The 20,595-nt window shown below is 64.5% G+C and carries 20 protein-coding genes; 10 read left to right on the top strand and 10 right to left on the bottom strand.

Features of this window, described 5'->3' with window-relative positions; all coding sequences use genetic code 11:
* Positions 1-4: 4 nt before the first annotated feature.
* Both NVV79_RS08160 and NVV79_RS08165 read left to right on the top strand, forming a co-directional pair.
* On the top strand, positions 5-895 hold the full coding sequence (locus tag NVV79_RS08160) for a glycosyltransferase family 2 protein (protein ID WP_303987931.1): 891 nt from the start codon (positions 5-7) through the stop codon (positions 893-895).
* A gap of 11 nt (positions 896-906) precedes the next feature.
* Positions 907-3,270 (top strand): Wzz/FepE/Etk N-terminal domain-containing protein, encoded by a 2,364-nt coding sequence (locus tag NVV79_RS08165; RefSeq protein ID WP_303987932.1) that lies wholly within the window; start codon positions 907-909, stop codon positions 3,268-3,270.
* Here NVV79_RS08165 and galU read toward each other — a convergent pair.
* The gene (galU, locus tag NVV79_RS08170; RefSeq protein WP_303987934.1) at positions 3,165-4,076 is read right to left on the bottom strand and encodes a UTP--glucose-1-phosphate uridylyltransferase GalU; all 912 of its coding nucleotides are present in this window, start codon (positions 4,074-4,076) and stop codon (positions 3,165-3,167) included. The two genes, NVV79_RS08165 and galU, sit on opposite strands and share 106 nt — an antisense overlap.
* A gap of 369 nt (positions 4,077-4,445) precedes the next feature.
* Here galU and NVV79_RS08175 point away from each other — a divergent pair, with 369 nt between their 5' ends.
* The 7 genes from NVV79_RS08175 (at position 4,446) to NVV79_RS08205 (ending at position 11,081) form a co-directional block, all read left to right on the top strand.
* Complete coding sequence (locus NVV79_RS08175) at positions 4,446-4,676, top strand: hypothetical protein (RefSeq protein ID WP_303987936.1); 231 nt, start codon at positions 4,446-4,448, stop codon at positions 4,674-4,676.
* Between the two features lie 385 nt (positions 4,677-5,061).
* Positions 5,062-5,733: a sugar transferase gene (locus tag NVV79_RS08180; protein ID WP_303987938.1), complete on the top strand. Its 672-nt coding sequence runs from the start codon at positions 5,062-5,064 to the stop codon at positions 5,731-5,733.
* Positions 5,734-5,743: 10 nt separating this feature from the next.
* On the top strand, positions 5,744-6,130 hold the full coding sequence (locus NVV79_RS08185) for a hypothetical protein (protein ID WP_303987940.1): 387 nt from the start codon (positions 5,744-5,746) through the stop codon (positions 6,128-6,130).
* 29 nt (positions 6,131-6,159) lie between these two features.
* Complete coding sequence (locus NVV79_RS08190) at positions 6,160-7,368, top strand: glycosyltransferase family 2 protein (RefSeq protein WP_303987942.1); 1,209 nt, start codon at positions 6,160-6,162, stop codon at positions 7,366-7,368.
* Complete coding sequence (locus NVV79_RS08195; RefSeq protein WP_303987943.1) at positions 7,368-8,612, top strand: O-antigen ligase; 1,245 nt, start codon at positions 7,368-7,370, stop codon at positions 8,610-8,612. Before NVV79_RS08190 ends, NVV79_RS08195 begins: the two co-directional genes overlap by 1 nt.
* The gene (locus NVV79_RS08200; protein ID WP_303987945.1) at positions 8,602-9,609 is read left to right on the top strand and encodes a glycosyltransferase; all 1,008 of its coding nucleotides are present in this window, start codon (positions 8,602-8,604) and stop codon (positions 9,607-9,609) included. The genes NVV79_RS08195 and NVV79_RS08200 overlap by 11 nt, the downstream gene beginning before the upstream one ends.
* A complete protein-coding gene (locus NVV79_RS08205; protein WP_303987948.1) occupies positions 9,606-11,081 on the top strand; it encodes a lipopolysaccharide biosynthesis protein in 1,476 nt (491 codons plus the stop codon). Before NVV79_RS08200 ends, NVV79_RS08205 begins: the two co-directional genes overlap by 4 nt.
* Here NVV79_RS08205 and NVV79_RS08210 read toward each other — a convergent pair.
* The 9 genes from NVV79_RS08210 to NVV79_RS08250 form a co-directional block, all read right to left on the bottom strand.
* Positions 11,078-11,971 carry a polysaccharide pyruvyl transferase family protein gene (locus tag NVV79_RS08210; protein WP_303987949.1) on the bottom strand — a complete coding sequence of 298 codons (894 nt, stop codon included), beginning with the start codon at positions 11,969-11,971 and terminating at the stop codon, positions 11,078-11,080. The genes NVV79_RS08205 and NVV79_RS08210 overlap by 4 nt on opposite strands.
* Positions 11,971-12,762 (bottom strand): family 16 glycosylhydrolase, encoded by a 792-nt coding sequence (locus NVV79_RS08215; protein WP_303987950.1) that lies wholly within the window; start codon positions 12,760-12,762, stop codon positions 11,971-11,973. Before NVV79_RS08215 ends, NVV79_RS08210 begins: the two co-directional genes overlap by 1 nt.
* Positions 12,763-12,776: 14 nt before the next feature.
* Positions 12,777-14,006, bottom strand: a complete 1,230-nt coding sequence (locus NVV79_RS08220) for a polysaccharide biosynthesis/export family protein (RefSeq protein ID WP_303987953.1) — start codon at positions 14,004-14,006, stop codon at positions 12,777-12,779.
* A 167-nt stretch (positions 14,007-14,173) separates the two neighbouring features.
* The gene (locus NVV79_RS08225) at positions 14,174-14,836 is read right to left on the bottom strand and encodes a hypothetical protein (protein WP_303987955.1); all 663 of its coding nucleotides are present in this window, start codon (positions 14,834-14,836) and stop codon (positions 14,174-14,176) included.
* A gap of 110 nt (positions 14,837-14,946) precedes the next feature.
* Positions 14,947-15,795, bottom strand: coding sequence for an NAD(P)-dependent oxidoreductase (locus NVV79_RS08230; RefSeq protein ID WP_303987957.1), 849 nt, complete (start codon positions 15,793-15,795; stop codon positions 14,947-14,949).
* A 33-nt stretch (positions 15,796-15,828) separates the two neighbouring features.
* Positions 15,829-17,520 carry an SMP-30/gluconolactonase/LRE family protein gene (locus tag NVV79_RS08235; protein WP_303987959.1) on the bottom strand — a complete coding sequence of 564 codons (1,692 nt, stop codon included), beginning with the start codon at positions 17,518-17,520 and terminating at the stop codon, positions 15,829-15,831.
* Positions 17,521-17,551: 31 nt separating this feature from the next.
* Positions 17,552-17,848 carry a YciI family protein gene (locus tag NVV79_RS08240; protein WP_303987961.1) on the bottom strand — a complete coding sequence of 99 codons (297 nt, stop codon included), beginning with the start codon at positions 17,846-17,848 and terminating at the stop codon, positions 17,552-17,554.
* A 7-nt stretch (positions 17,849-17,855) separates the two neighbouring features.
* On the bottom strand, positions 17,856-18,335 hold the full coding sequence (locus tag NVV79_RS08245; protein WP_303987962.1) for a nuclear transport factor 2 family protein: 480 nt from the start codon (positions 18,333-18,335) through the stop codon (positions 17,856-17,858).
* Positions 18,332-19,072, bottom strand: a complete 741-nt coding sequence (locus tag NVV79_RS08250) for a ribonuclease activity regulator RraA (RefSeq protein WP_303987965.1) — start codon at positions 19,070-19,072, stop codon at positions 18,332-18,334. Before NVV79_RS08250 ends, NVV79_RS08245 begins: the two co-directional genes overlap by 4 nt.
* A 254-nt stretch (positions 19,073-19,326) precedes the next feature.
* Between NVV79_RS08250 and NVV79_RS08255 the strand changes: the two genes are divergently transcribed.
* Positions 19,327-20,526, top strand: coding sequence for an extracellular solute-binding protein (locus NVV79_RS08255; RefSeq protein ID WP_303987967.1), 1,200 nt, complete (start codon positions 19,327-19,329; stop codon positions 20,524-20,526).
* The last annotated feature ends 69 nt before the right edge of the window (positions 20,527-20,595 follow it).

The following is a 20,595-nucleotide window of genomic DNA, read 5'->3' on the forward strand; positions in this document are numbered from 1 at the left end:
CGGCATGGCAAGCATCGATATCTGTATCTGCACCTTTCGCCGACCGTTCCTGGCTAACACGTTGCGCTCCATCGCCATGCTGGAAACGGGCGGGCACGCGGTCAGGCTCATCATCGCCGATAACGATGCCGAGCCCTCGGCGCGACCGCTGGTGGCGGCGTTGGCCGCGAGCCTGCCTTTCCCGGTGCAATATCTGCATGCCCCCGCGGCCAATATCTGCATCGCGCGCAATGCCTGCCTCGATGCGGCTGACGCGGATTATGTGGCCTTCATCGATGACGACGAAGTGGTGAAACCCAACTGGCTGACGGCGCTGGTGACCCAGGTCGAGCGGAGTGGCGCGGCCGCCGTGCTGGGTCCGGTTTGCGCCATCTATGCCGATGACGCGCCGGCCTGGATGGTGCGGGGCGATTTCCATTCGACCCTGCCGGTCTTCGTCTCGGGCCGCATTCGCACGGGCTATACCTGCAACATGCTCATGCGCTGGTCCGAACCGTTCCGGTCGCTGCGCTTCGACCGCGCCCTGGGCCGCTCGGGCGGCGAGGACACCGATTTCTTCTATCGCCTGGTCGAGCAGGGCGGCGCCATCGATTACGCGCCCGACGCCGTGGTGGAAGAGCCGGTGCCACCCGAACGCGCCACCATGGCCTGGCTGGTCCGCCGCCGCCTCCGCTTCGGCCAGACGCATGGCATGCTGATGCGCGGCGCGTCATGGCACAGCCTGCCCGTGGTCGCCGCCAAGATTGTCTATTGCTGTGCCATGACGGGTTTTACGGCCCTTTCGCCGGTGCTCCGGCGCCGAAACTGGCTGCGCGCTGTCCTCCATATGGGGGTGGCGGGCGGCATTCTGGGCCTGCGCCAGGCCGAACATTACGGCCAGCCCGCCTCGCCCTGATCGGAGCCCCCATGCTTGACAGAACCAGCTATCCGGAAATGCTGCCACCGCAGCCCACCGACCTCAAGACCATCGATCTCGATCGCATCTTCGCGCTGATCCGCCGGCAGGCGCTGGTGCTGGGGCTATGCATCGGCGTCACCACGCTGCTGGCCCTCGCCTATCTGGTGCTGGCGCCACGGGCCTATGTTTCGGCCGGACAGATCCTGATCGACCGCAACCTGCAGCAGGTGACCAGCGATGGCGCGGCCACGCCCACCAGTGCCACCGATCTCGAAGCGCAGGTGCTCAACCAGATCGAGGTGCTGCGGTCGAGTCGCGTCGCCAAGACCGTGGCTGAAGCGGAAAACCTCATGGCGGACCAGGAATTCCTCAACCCGCCGCTGTCCTTCTCGCAGCGGGTGAAGAGCCTGGTGGGCATGGGCCCGCCGCAGCGGCCGGCCGTGCTCGAAGCCAGCCTCGACGAGGTTGTGGGAATGTTGCGCGCCAATGTCCAGGTGGACCGCATGGGGCGCAGCGCCATCATTCGCGTCGGCTACGAGGCTGCCACCCCCGAACTGGCGCAACGCATTTCCAGCGCCTATGCGCGCGCGCTGCTGCAGGACCAGCTCAATGCCGAACTTGAGGCGACCAGCGCGGCAGCCGATTGGTTGCAACAGCGGCTGGCGGAAATCGGTGAGAGCCAGCGCCAGGCGAGCCTGGCCATCGAGCAATATCGCCAGCAGGCCGGCCTCACGGTCGGCCAGGATCGCGACCTCACCACCAGGCGCATCGAATCCCTCTCCAACCAGCTTGCCGAGGCGCAGGCGGAAACCGCCCGCCTGCGCGCCCTGTCCGGCCAATTGAACAGCGTGGTCGCAGCGGGGCCGGAACAGGCCTCGGACTATGTCTCGCTGCTCAGCGGCTCGCAGACCGATCCGGCCGAGATCGCCACGCTGCGCAACCAGGCGGCGACGCTCAACAGCCGCATCGCCGAAATCGAGGCGAGCTATGGTTCGGACCACCCGCAGATCGCGGCCCTCAATGCCGAACGATCGGCACTTGATAACCGCATCTTCGCACTATTGCAGAATATCGACGCGCAATACCGCACCCAGCTCGCCATCGCCCAGCAGCAGGAAGCGGGCTTGCGCAGCGATATCGACGCGGAAGGCCAGAGCGCCGGCGCGGTGAGCCAGGAACAGGTGCGCCTCAATGAATTGCAGCAGCGGTCCGACGCCCTGCGCACGCTCTACAACAGCTACCTCGCCCGCTATGAAGAGGCGGTGCAGCGGCAGAGCTTCCCCATTCCATCGGTGCGCATCGTCACCGACGCGCTGCTGCCGGACGCGCCGTCCAGCCCGCGAACGCTGATAACGCTGGCGGCGGCGCTGATTGCCGGTTGTTTCATGGGCGCGGTCCTGGCCATGCTCAACGAATTGCGCGAGCGGGGCTTCCGCACCGGCGCGCAGGTACGGAAGCAGCTCGGCATGCGCTTCCTGGGTTACATCCCGCACCTCCGGATCGATGCCGCCTCGCCAGCCGGCAGGCAGAAAAGCATCCGCACCCTGGTGCGCGGCGCGCTGATGTCGCGCATGGGTCGGCGCTGGGGTGCCCCTTTTATCGAGACGCTGAAATCGACGCGCCTCGTACTCCAGCCGATGGCGGATCGCGGCACGGCCGTGCTGGGGGTCCTGTCGGTCCTTCCGGACGAGGGCAAGTCAACCTTCGCGCTCTCGCTTGCCGAGATGCTGACCGCGATCGGCGCGCGCGTCCTGCTTGTTGATGCCGATATCGGCGGTCGCCCCGGGCTGCCCGCGCGGATCATGCCATCGCAACAAGGCGATTGGCACAAGGTCGCGGTAACCGATCACGATACGGGTATGGTGATGCTGTCCGCCGCGGCGCCGGAAGCCGGCGGCGGCGATCTTTCCGGCATTGCCATGCAGAAGGTCCTGGCCGAGGCGCGGGGCCAGTTCGACTATGTCATCATCGACCTGCCGCCGCTGGGGCCTGTCATCGATGCGCTCTCGGTCCTGCCGTTCACCGATGCCAGCGTGCTGGTGGCCGAATGGGGCAAGACTCCGCGGCGTCTGGTCCGCAACATGCTCGAACGCGAGCCGGAACTGGCCGATCACATCATTGGCGTGGTGCTCAACAAGGTGGATCTCGGCACCCTGCCCAAATTCACCGAAATGGGGGGCTCGAAAGGTTCGCCTATCGCGGCGAAACCCGCATCGAGCAGATCGAGCAGACGGCGCCCAACTAAGGCGCCGCCTGGGCTCCTGGATTATTCGGCGGCGATCTTGAACCCGTCGATCAGCGCATTGCGCAGCCCGATCCTGGATAGCGCGGCCAGGAAGTCGTCACCGATATCGTCGCGATCAAGCGCATAGGCGACATTGGCGGTGAGGAAGCCGATCTTGGAGCCGCAATCGAAGCTCTGGCCCTCATACCTGACGCCGAAGAAAGGCTGGCTGTGCATCAGCGTCTGCATGGCATCGGTGAGCTGAATCTCGCCGCCGGCGCCGCGCGGCTGGTCGGCCAGCAGCGTGAAGATCTCCGGCTGCAGGATGTAGCGGCCCGAGATGATGAGATTGGAGGGCGCCTCTTCCGGCCTGGGTTTTTCGACCATGCCGGAAATGTGGAAACCGGAATCGTCACCGGCACCACGCCTCACCACGCCATAGGATGAGACGTCCTGTCGTGGCACATCCTCGACGGCGAGGACATTGCCGCCGGTCTCTTCATAGGTTTCCATCATCTGCTTCAGCACGCCGCGGCGCGCCTTGAAGAGCATGTCGGGCAGGAGCAGCGCGAAGGGTTCGTCGCCGATGATCTCGCGCGCGCACCACACCGCATGGCCCAGGCCGAGCGGCTCCTGTTGCCGGGTAAAACTGGTGCGGCCGGCGGAGGGCAGATCCTTCTGCAGCTCGGCAAGGGCGGCCTGCTTGCCGCGTTGTTCCAGCGTCGTTTCCAGCTCGAACTGGCGATCGAAGTGATCCTCGATGACCCCCTTGTTGCGGCCGGTGACGAAGACGAAGTGGGTGATTCCCGCCTCGCGGGCCTCATCGACGGCATATTGAATGAGTGGGCGATCGACGACCGTCAGCATCTCCTTCGGCATTGCCTTGGTTGCCGGCAGAAAACGTGTTCCAAGCCCGGCGACCGGGAAAACGGCAGTCTTGACGCGTTTTACCATGACCTTCTCCTGGTGATGTGTAACTTACGCGCGAAGTGGACCATGTGAAATTAAGTCGATCCAGGCAAATCGACTGATATTTCGGCATGGCTCGATTGCAGTTTTGCTGTTGTGTCTCTTTGTCCAAACTTGGGCACTTTTTCATCGAATTGTCGAATTTGAGCGACTTCTGCTGGGTAGCAGTTCAAAATTGTTCTGAAATTGTGAAGTGTATTGAGGTGCAGCCGATCCGAGGCAGCAAGTAAAGCGCCTGGCCCGGCGCACGGGTGTGACGCAGTCGTGAAGCCGGGGCCATTTTAATGTGCCCGCAAGGATTGTATTTACCCGGTGCTGGTAGTGACATAGGGCTGCCATGGCGCGTTGGTCGCCATGTCCTTGAACGACGTTTCGCCGATCAAAGGCGACAGGGAGGAATCCGTGGAAGGCAAGCGGCCCGAGGAAGGCCCGGCGCGCAAGCCGGCTTTGCTGGCTTCACCGGCAAGCAACGCCCGCCCGTCCCTTGCCTGGCCATGGGGGCTCGTGGCCATCGGCGTGATGGCCCTGGCCTGGGTCGGCATCTACCTGCTCTGGAACGGCCTGGTGTTCCTGTTCAGCCTGTAGTTTTTTGCGGTCAGTGTGGCAATGTACCAAACGGATACTTGCATCCGGCGCATGGCGCCGCCCGAGGCGCCGCCTAGACAGTAGAATGCATGCGGGGCGGTCAGCATCTACTTAAGTCGCTGATTTGTAATATCTAAGCACCCTCCATTTTGGGGGATTTTATGGCGCAGAGCTGAATGACAGCCATGCATGCCAAGCGTTGCCACGCTTTCAACCGCATGTTTGCCTCCCCTCATGTCACCAATGGCCCCGGGCCGGCGGCCAGCAGAAGCGGCTTTTCGGGCGGCAGTCCGAAGTCCGTTCTGGAGTCTGAGGATGTGGTCTCGATCGAGCGCGGTGCGCTTGGCAACCCTCTTCTCTCAAGGCCAATCTGAGAGAGAATGTCATGTCGATTAGCAATGCCGACCTCGGGTCTTCGAACGCTTCGTCCAGTGCCGGCATGCCTCGCCAGGGCACTGCCAAGCGGGCTTTCGATGTCGTGGCAGCGTCGACCATGCTGGTCTTTGCGCTGCCCGCCATGTTTTTCATCGCCGTCATCATGTTTTCGACCGATCGCGGGCCGATCCTGTTCGCTCATGAGCGGGTCGGGCAGAACGGCAAGCGGTTCCGGTGCCTCAAGTTCCGCTCCATGGTGGTCAATTCCCAGGAAGCGCTAAGACGGCACCTGGAGGCTTTCCCGCAGGCGCGCGCCGAGTGGGAGGCCTCGCAGAAACTGCGCGATGACCCGCGCATCACGCGGCTCGGCCGCTTCCTGCGCGTCACCAGCCTCGACGAATTGCCCCAGCTCATCAACGTCATCCGTGGCGACATGAGCCTTGTCGGGCCGCGTCCGATCGTGGAGGACGAGGTGATCCGCTATGCGGACAAGATTGACCATTATGCTGCGGTTCGTCCCGGCATTACCGGCCTTTGGCAGGTGAGCGGCCGCAGCGATGTCGACTACGACCAGCGCGTGCAGCTCGACTGCCGCTATGTCCGCGAATGGTCCTTCCTGGGCGACATGTTCATCCTCGTCAAGACGGTGAAGGTGGTCGCCTTCAGGACCGGCAGCCGATAGGAGACCTGCAATGGCGGTTTTTTCCCTGCGCCCCCGTGCCTTCCGCATTCGCAATCCCGGACGCGACGCCGAAACCGATCAGGTGCGGCTCGAAACCGTCCGCAATGCCATTGCCATGGCGCTGGGCGATGCCCGACGCGAACGCGATGGCCTGCAGCAACGCCTCGACCTTTATCATGCCCAGGCGGCGACCATGATCGACACGTCGGGCGATTACGGCACCCGCGCTGCGGCGGATGAAACCGTCATCCGTTCGGCCGAGCAGAACGCGGCCAATGCCCGGCGACGGCTGCAGATGCTCGATGTGCAGATCGGCAAATTCACTGAATTGATGGCCGAACTCGACAGCGGCGTGGCGGCGTCTGCCGCTTCCGCGACGGGCAATGGTGCCGCCTGAAGCGGTTCGCGCTTGAGCTGGGGAATGCAATGAATCCCGCTGCCCGCGACCAGCCGGCCGCTCCGCTCGTTTCGGTGGTGATGGCCAATTACCAGGCCGGCGACCGCATCATCCACGCCATGCGTTCGGTGCTGCGCCAGACCATGGCCGATCTCGAGTTGATCGTCAGTGATGATGGCTCGAACGACGTCAGCCTGCTCCATATGCGCCGCCTGATGGCCGAAGACAGCCGTGTTCGCCTGCTGACATCAGAAGCCAATGGCGGGCCGGCGCGCTGCCGTAACCGTGCGCTCGACGCGGCACGCGGGCACTGGATCGCCATCGTCGATTCCGACGATATCATTCATCCCGAACGCTTCGAGCGCTTGCTGGCTGCCGCCGGGCAGCACGGCGCCGATATCGTCGCGGATGACCTGCTGCTGTTCTTCGAGGACGGGACGGCGCCACGGCTGATGCTGGGCGAGGGGACCGACCGCTGTTTCACGGTTTCGCCCGAGCAATGGGTGCGCGCCGGCGTCGATGGCTCGCCGGCTCTGGGTTATCTCAAGCCCATGATCCGTTCGAGCTGCCTTGGGGCGTTGCGCTACGATGAAGCCCTGCGGATCGGGGAGGATTACGACCTCGTGCTGCGCCTTCTGCTGGATGGTGCAAGCCTGCTGGTCGTGCCCGAGCCCTATTATCTCTACCGCCGCCATTCCGGCTCCATCTCCCACCGGCTTCCCGTCGCGGATATGGAAGCGATGATCGCTCGCCAGCAGGCGCTGGTCGATGCCCATGCACCGCTGGATGCGGCCCTGTCGGCGGCCTTCGCACAACGGCAGCGCAATCTGCGCCAGGGCCTGAACTATGAGCGGCTGGTGGCCAGCATCAAGGCGCGGCGCTGGTCGGCAGCACTGGCGGCGCTGGCTGGCAATCCCGAACATCTGTGGCGGCTATGGCGCTCGTTCAGCGAGGGCCGGACTCGCAGGCAGGCGATCCCGCCACGTCACGTCTCGCCGCTTCTCATGCTGGGCGCATCCGAAACGGCAGGGGCCACCGATCCGGTGCCGGCCTATCTTTCTGCCGTCGCGACCGACTGGTCGGCCCCGCGTCCGCGCCAGGTTTGGCGGGAACTTGCGGCTCGGCGCGGGCTCGGCGCCATTCGCTGCATTCCGCTCGATGCGGCCGGCCGTTATGCCGCCGGTTTCATCCCGGAGGCTGAAGTTGCCGCGCCAGCGCTGGTGCGGGAGCCATCGTGATGGCTCGCCAACAGATCACCGTCAGCCTGGCCACGGTCCTGGTCTTCGGCGCCTTCGCGGCTTTGGTGCTCAACGCCATGTTCGGGCCGCTCGCCGCACTGACCTTCATGGGCTGCGCCGGCCTGCTGATGGTCAGCAATATCAACCAGAGCATGGATTCGGTCATGCGCTGGTGGTTCGTGCTGCTGCTGCCTGCCTATTGCATGCTGACGGCCCTGTGGTCGCTCTATCCCGCCAATTCACTGCGCTACGGCGTCCAGCTTGCCTTCACCCTGGTCTTTGCCATCGTCATGACGGGACGGCTATCGACCCGGACGCTGATGCGGCTGATGTTTATCGTCTATGGCATTGGCGTGCTGGCCAGCATCGGCTTCGGCCGCACCGGCACGGGCGGCGCCTGGCTCGGCGTCTTTGGCAGCAAGAATGCCTTTGCCGCCCATATGGCGGTTTTCGTGCTGGTGGCCGCGGCCGTTGCGGCAGACCGGGAATCCGCGCTCTGGTTGCGGCTCACTGGCCTCGCCGGCGCGCTGGCTTCCGGGCCGCTCCTAATATTGGCCCAGTCGGCGGGCGCCATCCTGATGGTGGCGCCCTGTCTCGCCATCCTGCTGCTGACCCTGCTGATCGACCGCCTGACGGGCATGCAAAGGCTGTTTCTCGCAACCATGATCGTCCTGGGCGTCGCCGCGCTCGGCCTGTTCGTGCTGGTGGCGGGCGATGCTATGCTGGCCGAAGTGCTGGAGGGATCGGGCAAGGATCCAACCCTCACCGGACGTACCGATCTCTGGGCGCTCGGGCTGAGCTATATCGCCGAGCGGCCTTTGCAGGGGCTGGGTTATCGCTCCTTCTGGGTCGTGGGCTTCGGGCCGGCCGAACAGCTCTGGGCCATGTTCGACGTACCCTCGGGCGCCGGCTTCAACTTCCACAACACCTATATTTCCAACGCCGTCGAGATCGGCCTGATCGGCCTCGGGCTCCAGGTCGCCATAATGTATGGCGGCGCTATCCTGATGGCCATCTACACCTTCGCCCGGCCCAATGCCGCCAATGCGCTGCTGCTGTCGCTGCAGGCGCTGATGATCCTGCGCAGCTTCATCGAGGTGGAAGTGTTCTTCGAGTTTTCCATCCGCTCCATCATGGGCGTGGCGACGCTGATCTATGCCTGCCAGGGCCTCATCGCCTTGCGGCGCAACCGGGCCGAGCGCCCGCAAATCCATCCCGGAGGCTTGCTGAGCCATGTCCGATAACCGATCCGGCCTCGTCAATATCCGCACCCCGACCTACAAGCGCCCCGAAGCGCTGCGCCGGGCACTGCAATCCATGATCGACCAGAGCTGGCCGGATTGGGTCTGCGACGTCTATGACGACGATCCCGATCAAGCCGGTCGCGCCGTGGTCGCCGCCCTTGATGATGCACGTATCCGCTATACGTCCAACAAGCCGCAGCTCTTCGCCTCGCGCAATATCGACCACTGCTTCAGCGCGGAAAACCCGCATGGCGCGGAATATTTCTGCGTCGTCGAGGACGACAATTTCATCCTGCCCGAATTCTGCGCCGCCAATATCGCGCTGTCGCGGCAGCAGGGCGTCGAGATCGTGCTGCGCAACCAGTTCTTCGAATATGCGAGCGGCACGCAAGAGGCACATGTCGGCACCAGCGGCGTACTCGACGAGCTGTTCACCGAAGGTCTCTACCAGCCAGACGATTTCCGCATGTCGCTGCTGGCGGGCATCGGCGTATCGAATGGCGGGCTGTTCTGGTCGGTGCGCGCCATTTCGCCACTCGAAATCCAGTATGCCTGCACGGCGACGCTGCAGGAATATCTCAGGACCTATTCGATCATCGAGCCGGTCTATGTCGCCATGCATCCCCTGGCGGTATGGGCAGAAAATGCGGAACAGACCACCCGCAATGCCGGGCTGGCCGCCGGCTACCTGCGGCGCGAACTCGACCTCAAGCGCGCGGTGCAGGCCCTACGCCGCAAGGTATGGCGCGAAGCCACCCGCGAGCAGCGCGCCCGCTTCATGCATGATCCGCGTTTCGCCACCCCTGCCGGCGCACGCGCGATCAACATCGGCAAGGCCCTGATCGGGGCGAGCCTGACCGGCCATGTGCCCGCTCTCGAAGCCTTCAGGCTCCGCCTGCGGGGCCTGGTGATCTGCCTGCTCGGCCGCGTCACGCCTGATTTCACCCGCTTCGTCGCCTCGCGCGACAGCCTGCGGCATGGCACAGGCCGGGCATGACCCTGGCGGCGGATACGCGCGGCACCCGGCTCGACCACCTTGCAACCGGGCGCGCTTCGGCCGCCATCAAGGGCACGATCTGGTCGCTGGTCAGCAGCCTCGTGCCGGCGGTGCTGGGCTTGCTCGTCTTTCTCGCCACTTCGCGGGTGTTGAGCCCGGCTGAATTCGGCATCGTGGCCTTCGCGGCCAGCATTGCCACGGTCGGCCTCGCCGTTGCGCCGGCCGGTTTCCGTGAAGCGCTGATCCAGCGGCGGGTCATTGCGGCCATCCATCTCGATACCGTGTTCTGGCTCTGCGTCGGAGCCGCCTTGCTCATCTATGCCGCGCTCTGCCTGGCCGGACCTTTCGTCGTGGGCGCCACGGGGCAGGAGCCGCTGCTGCTGCTCATTCCGTTCATTTCCCTGCGCGTGATTTTCGACATGGCGGCCGCTGTGCCCAATGCGCTGCTGGTGCGCACCATGTCGTTCAAGATGCTCGCCTTGCGCACCACGATCGCCTCGCTCGTGGCTGCAATCGTCTGCCTGGCCCTGCTCTGGTTCGGCTTCGGGCTCTGGGCGCTGGCGGCCTCGCAACTGGCCTCCTCGGTTACAACCTGCATCGGGGCGCTGGCCGCTGCCCGCTGGCGGCCCCGCCTGCGCTTCGAGCGACGCGCTCTTGGCGATCTGAAGGCATTCGGCCTGTTCTCGACCGGCAATCATTTCATTTCCACGCTGAGCCTCGACCAATTGCTGATCGGCATGCTGCTCGGCCCGGTCTGGCTGGGTCTCTATGGCTTCGCCCGACGCATCTTCCAGATCCTCACGGACCTGATCTCGGGGGCGCTCAACCTCGTCTCCTATTCGCTGCTCTCCTCCATGCAGCACGAACCAGCCAAGCTGCGCGAGGCCTATCTTCTCGGCACGTTCGCCTCTTCGGTGGTGGCCTTCCCGGTCTTTGCCGGGCTGGCGCTGGTGGCGGGTGATTTCGTGCCCCTGGCCTTTGGCACCCATTGGCTGGAAGCGGTACCCGTGGTGCAGGCCTTCTGCGCCCTGGGCATCCTGACCGCCGTCGGCGTGCTCCAGTCCTCGCTGATCCGCAGCCAGGGCCAGGCCGACCTCTGGTTCTACTACATCCTCGGCAAGCAGGCCGTGACGGTGCTCTACATCTTCCTGTTTTCAGGCTGGGGCCTCGTGCCGCTCACCATCTCGCTGGTGATCCTCAACGGCCTGATGTGGCTGCCCTCGGTGCATATGGTGGTGCGCCTGCTGCACGTTTCGGCCTTCGCCTATCTCGGCTCCTTCGCCCTGCCGATTCTGGCCACCGCTGTTATGGCGGGCGCCGGCTGGTTGGTGCAGCAGCAACTGGCCAATGCCGATGTCGTCCTGCGCCTCACCATGACAATCGGCGCCGCAGCCTTGAGCTACGGCGCCGTCATATTGCTGTTCGGCCGCGAGCGGATCGGGCGCCTGGTCGGCTTCCTGCGCCGACGCTAGGCTATCGCCCGGCGGCTCGCCAAGAAGGCGTCCACGGCGTCGCGGGCGCGCTCCGTAACCTCGACAATCTTCGCATCGCTGCTGAGCTGGGGTTCGAGCCGCGCCATGGCCTGCAGATGCCCTGCCGCGATCTGGGTCAGGATGCGATTGGGCAGTGTGGCGAGCGGTGAGGCACTGAAGCGCCCTACCTTGCCCAGCGCGCCGCCGCGCCCGGTGCGGGAAATGTAATATTCCAGCACGCTGCACGGCTTGAGCGGATTGAGGCGCACATCGAGGTCGAGCGCGCCTGACCAGTCGAACCATTTCTTGTGATGGCCGCCATAGATCGGGCGGGCGCCGATCCACGGCGTGCGCAGCGCGTCGGCGACAATGGCGCCATGCATGGCTTCGGTAATGAGCAGCCGCGCCCCAAGAATCTGGCTCAGCACCTTCTCGACCGGATCGGTCGCATCGATCAGCGTCATACCCGCAAGGCGGCAGGCTTCGGCCCAGTCGCCGCGCTCCAGCGTCTCGTAATGCGGCATGAAGGCGATATCGACGCTGTCGTCAGGCTCGGGCAGGTCCAGGGCGCGCAGCAGCACGGCGCTGTCGCAGATGGAGAGGGTCGGATCGATGCCGAGCGTCCTTGCCGTATTGGGGCCGCGCACGAAGCGGATGTCCCAACTGCCGTCATGCACGTCAGGTAGGCCCATATAGCCGGCATAGCCCGAGCCCATGACGAATTTGCGTGCCGCCGGATCGAGATGATCACCGATGATGGAGCCGATGCCGACGAAAAGCTCGCTTTCGTCTTCGTCCAGAAAGCCCTGGGGCAGCAAAGCAGGCCAGACATGCAGGTTCAGCTCGTCGCCGAAATTCGGCACCTTGCCGCGAAAGAATACCAGCTTCATCACTCGTCCTCATTGTCTTGGCACAGAATGGAGGCGTCGAATGCGCAGTCCGCGCCCAATGGCGTGAAACCCACCCAGTCCACTTCCATGGCAATGGGGGTATCGACCGCAGCAAACTGCCCCATCCAGTCGGTGAGCGTGTCCGTGCCCCACAGGCTGAAGAAAATGCGCTGCGGATTGTCGGGAATCGTCGTTTTGTCGCTCATGGTGCGAACCAGTTCGCCGTCGATGTAGTAGCGCAGCTCGTCCGGGCCCCAGGTGAAGGCGAAGGTGACGAAATCGCTGTCGGACTTATGGGGCAGGGCATGGGTCTGGCCGCTGCCGGTTTCGCCATCGCCGCTGATGCCGTTGACGAAAGTGGTGGTGTCTACCTTGCCGGTGTCGCGCAGCAGGATTTCGAAATCGATCTCGTCATGCGGCTTGCCCTGCTGGGCCCCGATATAGGTGAAGAAAGCCGCATTGAGCCCGGCGCCGGCGGGCGTCTTCAGCCGGGCCTCATAAGTGCCGAAACCATAGGCGGCGCGCGTCTGCAACTCGCCGCAGCGATATTGCCGCTCGCCTTTCGGAACGGGCGCGAAGCCGACATGCAGCATGCCGTCACTGGTTGTCACCTGATCGCCCGACCAGGTGCAGTTCTGGTGCGCGCCATTGTTCCAGCCGTCCGAAACATACCAGCGCGACTGGTCGAGCTGGTCGAAATCGTCGAAAAAACCGCCATCCTGCGCCAGCACGGGCGTGGTTCCGAGCCCCGCCGCCAGTGCCAGTGCGGCGAGCCAGATCGTGTTTGTCATCGTGGTTTCCTGTCTCAGGGTGCGAGTGTGAGGCGGGCGACAACGACATCGCCGGCTGCAAGCGGGGTGCCGAGATCGGCGGCGATTTCCTCGCCATTGCGGATGATCGCATAGGTGTAAGTGGGCGCGGCATCGCCGGGCACGGCGGCGCCGGTATAGAGCGCGGCCTCCTGCACCAGGCCGCGCTGGGTCGCGATCTTGAGCGCCAGGGCGCTGATCTGGCCATCCACCGTCTGCCGCTCCAGCGACAGGTCGGAAATGCGCTGGTCGGCGAGCCGTGCCTGTTCGCGATTGGCCGCGGCGATGTCCTGCTGCGCCTGAAGGGCGGCAGTCTGCGTGTCGAGAAGGCGCGATTCGAGATCGGCGACATTGGTCTGGAGCGAGGCGACGCGCGACACCAGAGCCAGGCCGTCATCGGAGAGCGCCGTGATCTTGTCGAGCTGCTCGCGTGCGACCACCAGCTGGGTTTCGGTGCCGCCCTCTTTCTGCTGGAAAGCCTCGATCTGGCTGGTCAGCAGGCCAACCTGATCGGTCAGCGAGGTGGATTGGGCCTCGGCCTGCCGCGTCTGGGCGTCGAGTATGGCCTTTTCGGCGGCCACCATGCTCTCGATGCCGGGCTTGCCTTCCAGCTCCGGCGGCACGGCGATGTCGCCTTGTCCGGCAAGCTCGGCATCGAGGCGTGCCCGGCGGATCAGCAGGCGATCATATTCGTCTTCGAGCACCTGCAATGCGCCGGTGGTGTTCAGCATTTCGCGCTCTGGGCGCGCCGAGGCCTCGGCGCTGCGCCGCTCGCCCCCGGCCAAAGCCAAGGCCTTGACCACGGTCAGGTTGGGGGCGAAGGGGTATTCGCCGGGTGCGGCCACGTCGCCGGAAATATAGACCGGTCCATATTGCGCCACCTCCACCGTGACCGTTGGCGCGGTGACCAGCCCGAGGGCCTGCTGCAACCCGGAACCAAGCTCGGCGGCCAGTTCGGCGGACGTCTTGCCCGCGCCAGCGGTGGCGCCGACCATGGGGAAGTTCACATTGCCATCCGCGCCGACCACATATTCGCCGCCCAGGGCCGTCCATTCCTCGAAGGTGGAATCGACCGCCTTCCACTGCACCACCTTGATGTTGATCTTGTCGGATACGCCCAGCATGTAGGGCTCGTTAGCCCCGGCGGGTCCGGCCACGAAGGTCATCAGGGTGCCGAAGGCGACGAGCCGGGCAATGGATCGAAAATGGTCCGGGGCAGTCCGCATATATCCCCATCCTTAAGTCTGGCAGCGATGCGCCAATCGTCGGCATGGATCATGCTCTCAATGGGGCAGAGGCCGCAGCAAGCACTCATCACCCGAGGCCGGGTGATGGATGCCAAGCTACTGATCTCACTGTATTTTTCTGTCCGGCTCGGAGCCTGCCGGTGCGATCACGGCAGATATGCGCGAGGCGGCCAACTGCGTGAGGGCGTTGCGGGCTGGCTACGGGCGGATTTGCGCGCAGCGGCGCCGGCCGGGGCAAAGCCGAGCGCCGTCAGCCGCCGCTTCTGCACCGGCGACAGAGCCGGCCAGACGCTGGTGCGTTGAGCTTCGGTTAGCGCGCCGAATTCTTCCTGATGGGCCGTGCTGCGGCTCTGGATTTCGAAAATGCGCGGATCGATGGCGCGCGGCAATTGTGGCAGGGCGCCGAACAGCACGGCCGCACGCTGCGGCGAGAGCTGCAGGTTGCGGCCATAATAAACCAGCACCTCCTCGAGGGCCGGATCGGCAACCGCCGCCCGCACTTCCCTGATGATATCATGGCAGGTCTGCTGCTTGAGCCGCGCGGTGAGGCCGTGAATCTGCGCGCGGGCCGAACGCGGCCCCAGCCGGAAATCGTCGAGCATGCCCCCGACCGGATAGCGGCCCACGCAACGCTGGCAGATCCACAGCCGCTCCGCCGCCCGCGCTACTTCATAGGTCAGCCTTTGCTCGGTCTGGCCGCAGAAATCGCAATTGCCCTGGAGCGCTACGTCGTCGCGGAGTTCCCAGGTGTAAGACCAGTCCTTGGGGTCTCCCACATATTCGCTCAGCGTGTAACGGATCCGGGTCATCGGCATGTCTCTCTGTTCGTTGCGCGCGAACCCTCACGGGTACGTTATCTGCAACACCAAAGATCGGCCGTTTCTTGGCAGGACTCCGTTATAACGTCGGACAGTCGCGATTAACGACGCCTCGTGGCCTGATTGATCTGCTGCCACGTCGCGATATCGGTTTTGAGGTTGGTGACGGCATAGCCACCGCCCACCGCGAGACCCATGAGACCGTCGGCCTTGGGCTCGCCTGATATAGATGGCCGGGCCAGATTGTCCTCCGGCCGATCGCTGGTTGAAAATCCGAGTTCGGCGAGCCCGCTATTGTCAAAGAACGGTTCGGCGCAATCGGCCGTCGCGAAGACGGCGCGGTGCCCGAGTTCGGGCCGCTGCAGCCCACGCGCGGCGAGGTCGGCCACATCCCGGAAGCTGGTCCACATATGCGTGCAGCGTTCGTCGGTGACCGCCGGCCCGCAATTGCCGATCCGCAGCGAGAGCGCACTGAAGCCGTGGGCATCGGCCAGATGCGCCACTGCCGCCTCGCCGAAAATCTTGCTGACCGCGTACCAGCCGTCGGGCCGGGGCGGATCGGTTTCCTGCACCAGTTCGCCGCGGGGATAAAAGCCCCAGCCGTGATGGCTGCTGGCATAGACGAAGTGACTGCCGCCCTCGGCGACGAAGGCCTCCAGCAGCCGCACCAGCCCGCGATAATTGCTGTCGATCGTGTCCTCGAAGCTGACGGTGAAACCATGCGCGCAGGCCAGATGGATCACCCCGGTGACGCCGGCCATGGCCTCGGCCAGCACGGCGCGGTCGCTCAGATTGCCGACCACCACCCGTTCGTTGCCGGCAAGGTCGCCCGGCGCGGTGCGGTCGAGCAGCACGATCTCGGCAAAGCGCTCGGCGAGATAGGGCCGGATGCCGCTGCCCACCAGGCCGCTGGCGCCTGTGAGCAGAATTCTCTCATGCTGTATGGTCATCTTCTGTCCAGTATTGAATTTCGTCGGGCCACTTCAGTCGGGAAAGCTGAAGGCGGCCACGGGCTCGGCGACGCCGGCCACCGATGATTGCAGGGCCAGCAGGCGACCGGATTGGGAGGCATTGCGCAGCGTCTCGGTGGAAAGGCCGGAGCGCGCGCTGGTGATGTAAAGCGTCGACAGGTCGGGGCCGCCGAAGGCCAGGCTCGTGGGCGTCGGCACCGGCAGCGGCACGACATGTTCGAATTCGCCGTCTTCATCGAGCCGCACCACGCTCCAGCCGTCATAGGCGCCAACCCAGAGCCGGTCATTGGCGTCGAGCGTCAGGCCCATCGGCGCGCCCGTGGCTTCCGGCAGGCGGCTGAACACGCGTTTGCGGCCATCGGCCTCGCTCATCACATAGATCGTGTTGCGCGCCGGCACCGAGGCATAGAAGGCCGTGCCGTCGCTGCTGATGGCTAGGCTGGTGACTTCCCCGCTGATTTCCCAGACCGGATCGCCCGGTCCGGCGGGGGTGAACTGGCCGATAGCAGAGATATTCCGCTCGGTATTGAAGACGGCAACCCAGACGCGACCCCGCTGGTCCGTCCGCACCGCCCGGGCCTGGAACTGGGCGTCGAAATGCAGTTGCCGCTGGGTGCCGTCGCGCCGCACCAGGATCGCCCCGCCACGGGTGAACAGCACGACCCCGTCATGGGTCAGGAAGGCGCAGTCGATACGGCGATCGAGCGTATCCAGCGTTATGGCGGTCGGCGTTGCATCGTACCAATGCACGGTCGGCCCGAGCTGGTCGATCCAGACCACGGCGCCCGCCTGGGCATGCCATAGCGCCGAGGCGCCGAGAAAGGCCTGGGCCGAGGTGATGGCCGTCGCGGGGGAAATGTCGCTGGTCGTTACCGCGCTGGTCCGGTTCAGTTCCTGGGAAATGCGCTGCGTGGCAGCCGCCAGTTCGTAGCCGAGCTGTTCGGCCCGGTGCGGCGTGATCCGGAATGTCGGTCCTGCCACGCTGATCGCACCGATCGGCTGACCCACGGCATTGAGAATGGCCGCGCCGGCACAGCGCGTGCCTTCGAGGATTTCCTCGTCGTCGATGGCAAAGCCGCGCGCCCTGACAATGTCGAGCTGCGCCAGCAATTGCGGCACATCGGTAATGGTCTTGTCGGTGAAGCGTTGCAGCGGCTGGTTGAGCAGGGCCGTGACCTGGGCAGTGCTGAGATGGGACAGCATGGCCTTGCCCTGCGAGGTGCAATGCACCGGCTTGGTCACGCCGAGCGCGGCGGCCGAGCGATGCGAATGGGCGCCGTCGAACCGCCCGAGCGAGCGCATTTTGCCCTCGTGCATGACCGCCAGATAGGAGGTTTCCCCGGTCATGTCGCGCAGGCGGCGCAATTCGCCCGCCGCCACCGAGACGAGGTCGCTCGACGACCACACATTCTGCGCCAGTTCGATCAGGTGAAAGCCCAGGGAATAGGTCTGCCGGCCCGGATCGGTGCGGACCAGGCCCCGCGCCTGCAAAGCTGCCAGGATGCGGTAGAGCGTTGCCCGCGGCATGCCGGTGCGGCGCGCCAGGTCGGCCGAATCGAGCAGCCCCGGTTCTTCCCCGATGTGATCGAGCAGGTCGAATGCCTTTTGCAGCACCGCCGTGCCGGCCAGCGCGGATTTTTTCTGGGAATCCGGGCTCCAGTTGTCGTCGAGGGTGGTGACCACCGGCTGGGTCGTCACTGTCATGCTCTTGCCTCGCGCTGCATGCCGGTACGGCCTAGGCGGAGTGCCACGCCACGCGCCGGAAGGGAAGGATATCGATATCCTTCCATACGCCCTGCTGGTAGTAAATCTCGCTGGCGATCAGCGCGTCGAGCGCGGCGCGATCGGGCACTTCGCAGAGCACGATGGAGCCGATCATCCGGCCCGCCTCGTCGAGCATGGCCCCGCCATCGATGATCACGCCTTCGGCCTTCAATTCGTGAATGCGTTCCATATGTGCCGCGCGATTGGCGAGACGCCGGTCCAGCGTGCCCTCGGCGGTGTCGTCGCGTGCGATGATGGTGAACTGCATGTCGGCCTCAATCGAGTTTGGGCGGGGCGGAGGGTGGCGCAAGGTGATAGCCGCGCGCGGCATAGTCGAAATCGTGCAACCCGTTCACCGCATTGGTCCGGTCGACCGGGGAGGCGTAATAGGCGCGGATTTCGCTGATGCGGGTGATATCTTCGTTGAAGATGTACCATTCGTCGCCGCGCAGCACCTGGTCGACGCCGGTCTTCCAATGCGTCCACTCGATCACCGCCTCGTGGCCATCGGCTCCGGCCAGCACCTTTTCGATGGTCCAGCGCGAACCCAGCGTCCTGACGCACCACACCCAGCCGTCGGCAATGGCCTCGGCGCCGCGCCAGGGCGCGCCGGGCAGGCCGGGCGGGAAATAATGCACCGCGTCTTGGGTGAAGCAGGCGATCAGTTCCGCCCGGTCGGCGGCGTTGCAGGCGGCAAAATAGCGCCGGATCAGGGCTTCCGCCCGGGCTGCCGGCGTGGCCGCGGAAGCGCTCATTTCGCCACCGGACGCGCGCGCCATTCGGCATATTCGCGCAGCGTTTCCTCATTGGGCGGGTAGGTGCCCCAGAGGGAGGCACCCGCGTCGATCTTGGTGAAGAGGAATTGCTCGCGCAGTTCCTGCTCGTGGCTGTCCTGGGCGACCTCTTCAGCGATCTGGCGCGGAATCACCACCACGCCATCGGAATCGCCGACGATGATATCGCCGGGATAGACGGCGACGCCGGCGCAGCCGATCGGCAATTGCATGTCCGCTGCGCGATGGAAGGCCGGACGGGTCGATGCCGTGCGCCCGGCGCAAAAGGCGGGCAGCGTCATCTGGGAAATTTCGTTGCCGTCCCGGAAAGCGCCATCGGTGACGGCAGCGGCAACGCCCTTGCGCAGCATCCGCGTCATCAGCATGTTGCCCGCGGAGGCGGCGCGCACGTCATTGCGGCTGTCGATAACCAGCACTTGGCCGGCCCCGATCGCTTCGACGGCTTCCCACTGGATATTGTCTTCGCCCCGCTTGTTCAGGTCGCCGAGATCCCAGTCGCGATCCTCGCGTGACGGAATGAAGCGAAGCGTGAAGGCTTCGCCGGCAAATGAGGCCGCGTTCGGATTGAGCGGCGTCAGGCCGACCAGAAACTGCTGGCGATAATTGCGCTTGAACAACTGCGTTGTGATCGTTGCCGTGCTGCAAGCCTTCAGCATGTCGAGCATGCTCGCCGTCATGGGCTGGTCCACCTTTGTCACTCTTGTACCTCCGAAAACCCGGCGCCCGCTGCCGCAACGCACACTCTCACATTTTGAGATTGTTTGTCGCAGCAGCAGAACTTCCTACGCGTAAAGCATACACTTGGCTCGGCGGCGCAACAGCCCTGGCGATAGGGGTCGTTTTCGTCTGATCTCACATTGTAAGAGTGCTTGGCGGCGCCTGCGTGACTTTCTGTGGCCGCTGCCGGGTTTTGCCCATACATTTCCCGGCACTGAATGCCAGGGAGGTTGGAATGGCCAAGCAGTCACACGGAACTATCTCGCGCCACCGCAAAGCGCGAGCCAATGCAATCGGTATGCTGATGGCGAGCGTGGCCATGGCGGCTGTCGCGATGCCCTCGTCCGCCATGGCGGATGGCGTCCAGATCAACGTGATCGACGTTTCGGGAAATCTGGCGCTCACCCAGCAGGTGTTCGACAATTATCTCGCCGCCAATCCCGAAAAGGTGTCGCGCTTCACCTTCACCAAGGCCCCGGCGCCCGAGCTGGCCGGCAAGATCCAGGCGATGCAGAACGCCAATCGTATGGATATCGACATCGTGCTGACCGGGGCCGACGGCCTCGCCGCCGGCATGCAGCTCGGTCTCTGGGAAGACCTGACCCCCTATATCGACCAGATCGGTGACCCCAACGAGGTCCTCAATCCCGGCGCGGTGACGCTGCAGGCCCTCGCCGACATGCAGGGTGTGGTGATCGCCTATTCCCAGCAGGGTCCCTTCATCGAATACATGCCTGATCGGGTGTCCGATGTGCCCGGTACGGCCGAAGAGTTGCTGGCCTGGTGCAAGGCCAATCCCAACAAGCTGATCTATGCGCGCCCGGCCAATTCCGGCGCCGGCCGCACCTTCCTGATGGGCCTGCCCTTCATCCTGGGCGATTCCGATCCCAAGGATCCGATCAACGGCTGGGACAAGACCTGGGCATATCTGGCGGAGCTCAATACCTGCATTGAATACTATCCGTCGGGCACCTCGACCACGTTCAAGGAACTCGGCAACGGGACCCGCGATATCGCCATCACCAGCATGGGCTGGGACATCAATCCGCGCTATCTCGGCACGGTTCCCGCCAGCGCCGAAGTGGCGATCCTCGACAACACGACGTTTATCGGTGACGGCCATCTCTTCAGCATTCCCAAGGGATTGAGCGAAGAACGCCGGGCCGTTGCCATCGATGTGCTCAAGTTCATGCTGCAGCCCGAACAGCAGGCCATCACCTACGATGCCGGCTATCTCTATCCGGGTCCGTCGGTGAAGGGGGTCACTATCGATATGGCGCCTGAAGAGAGCCAGCAGGTGATGGCCGAGTTCGGTCGCCCCATGTATGACGAGCTCATCGAAACCACGCCGATCGACGTCATCCTCGAGCCTGATCTCATGATCGAAGCGTTCCGCAAGTGGGACGAGGAGATCGGTGCCGGCAAGGGCGACTAAATCCGTTCTGACCTAACTCAACCGCCGCGCGGCCCTGCTGGTCGCGCGGTGTATTTTCCCTCGGGAGAG

Origin of the sequence: Devosia ginsengisoli (genome assembly GCF_024707105.1) — a bacterium.
Lineage (GTDB): Bacteria > Pseudomonadota > Alphaproteobacteria > Rhizobiales > Devosiaceae > Devosia > Devosia ginsengisoli_A.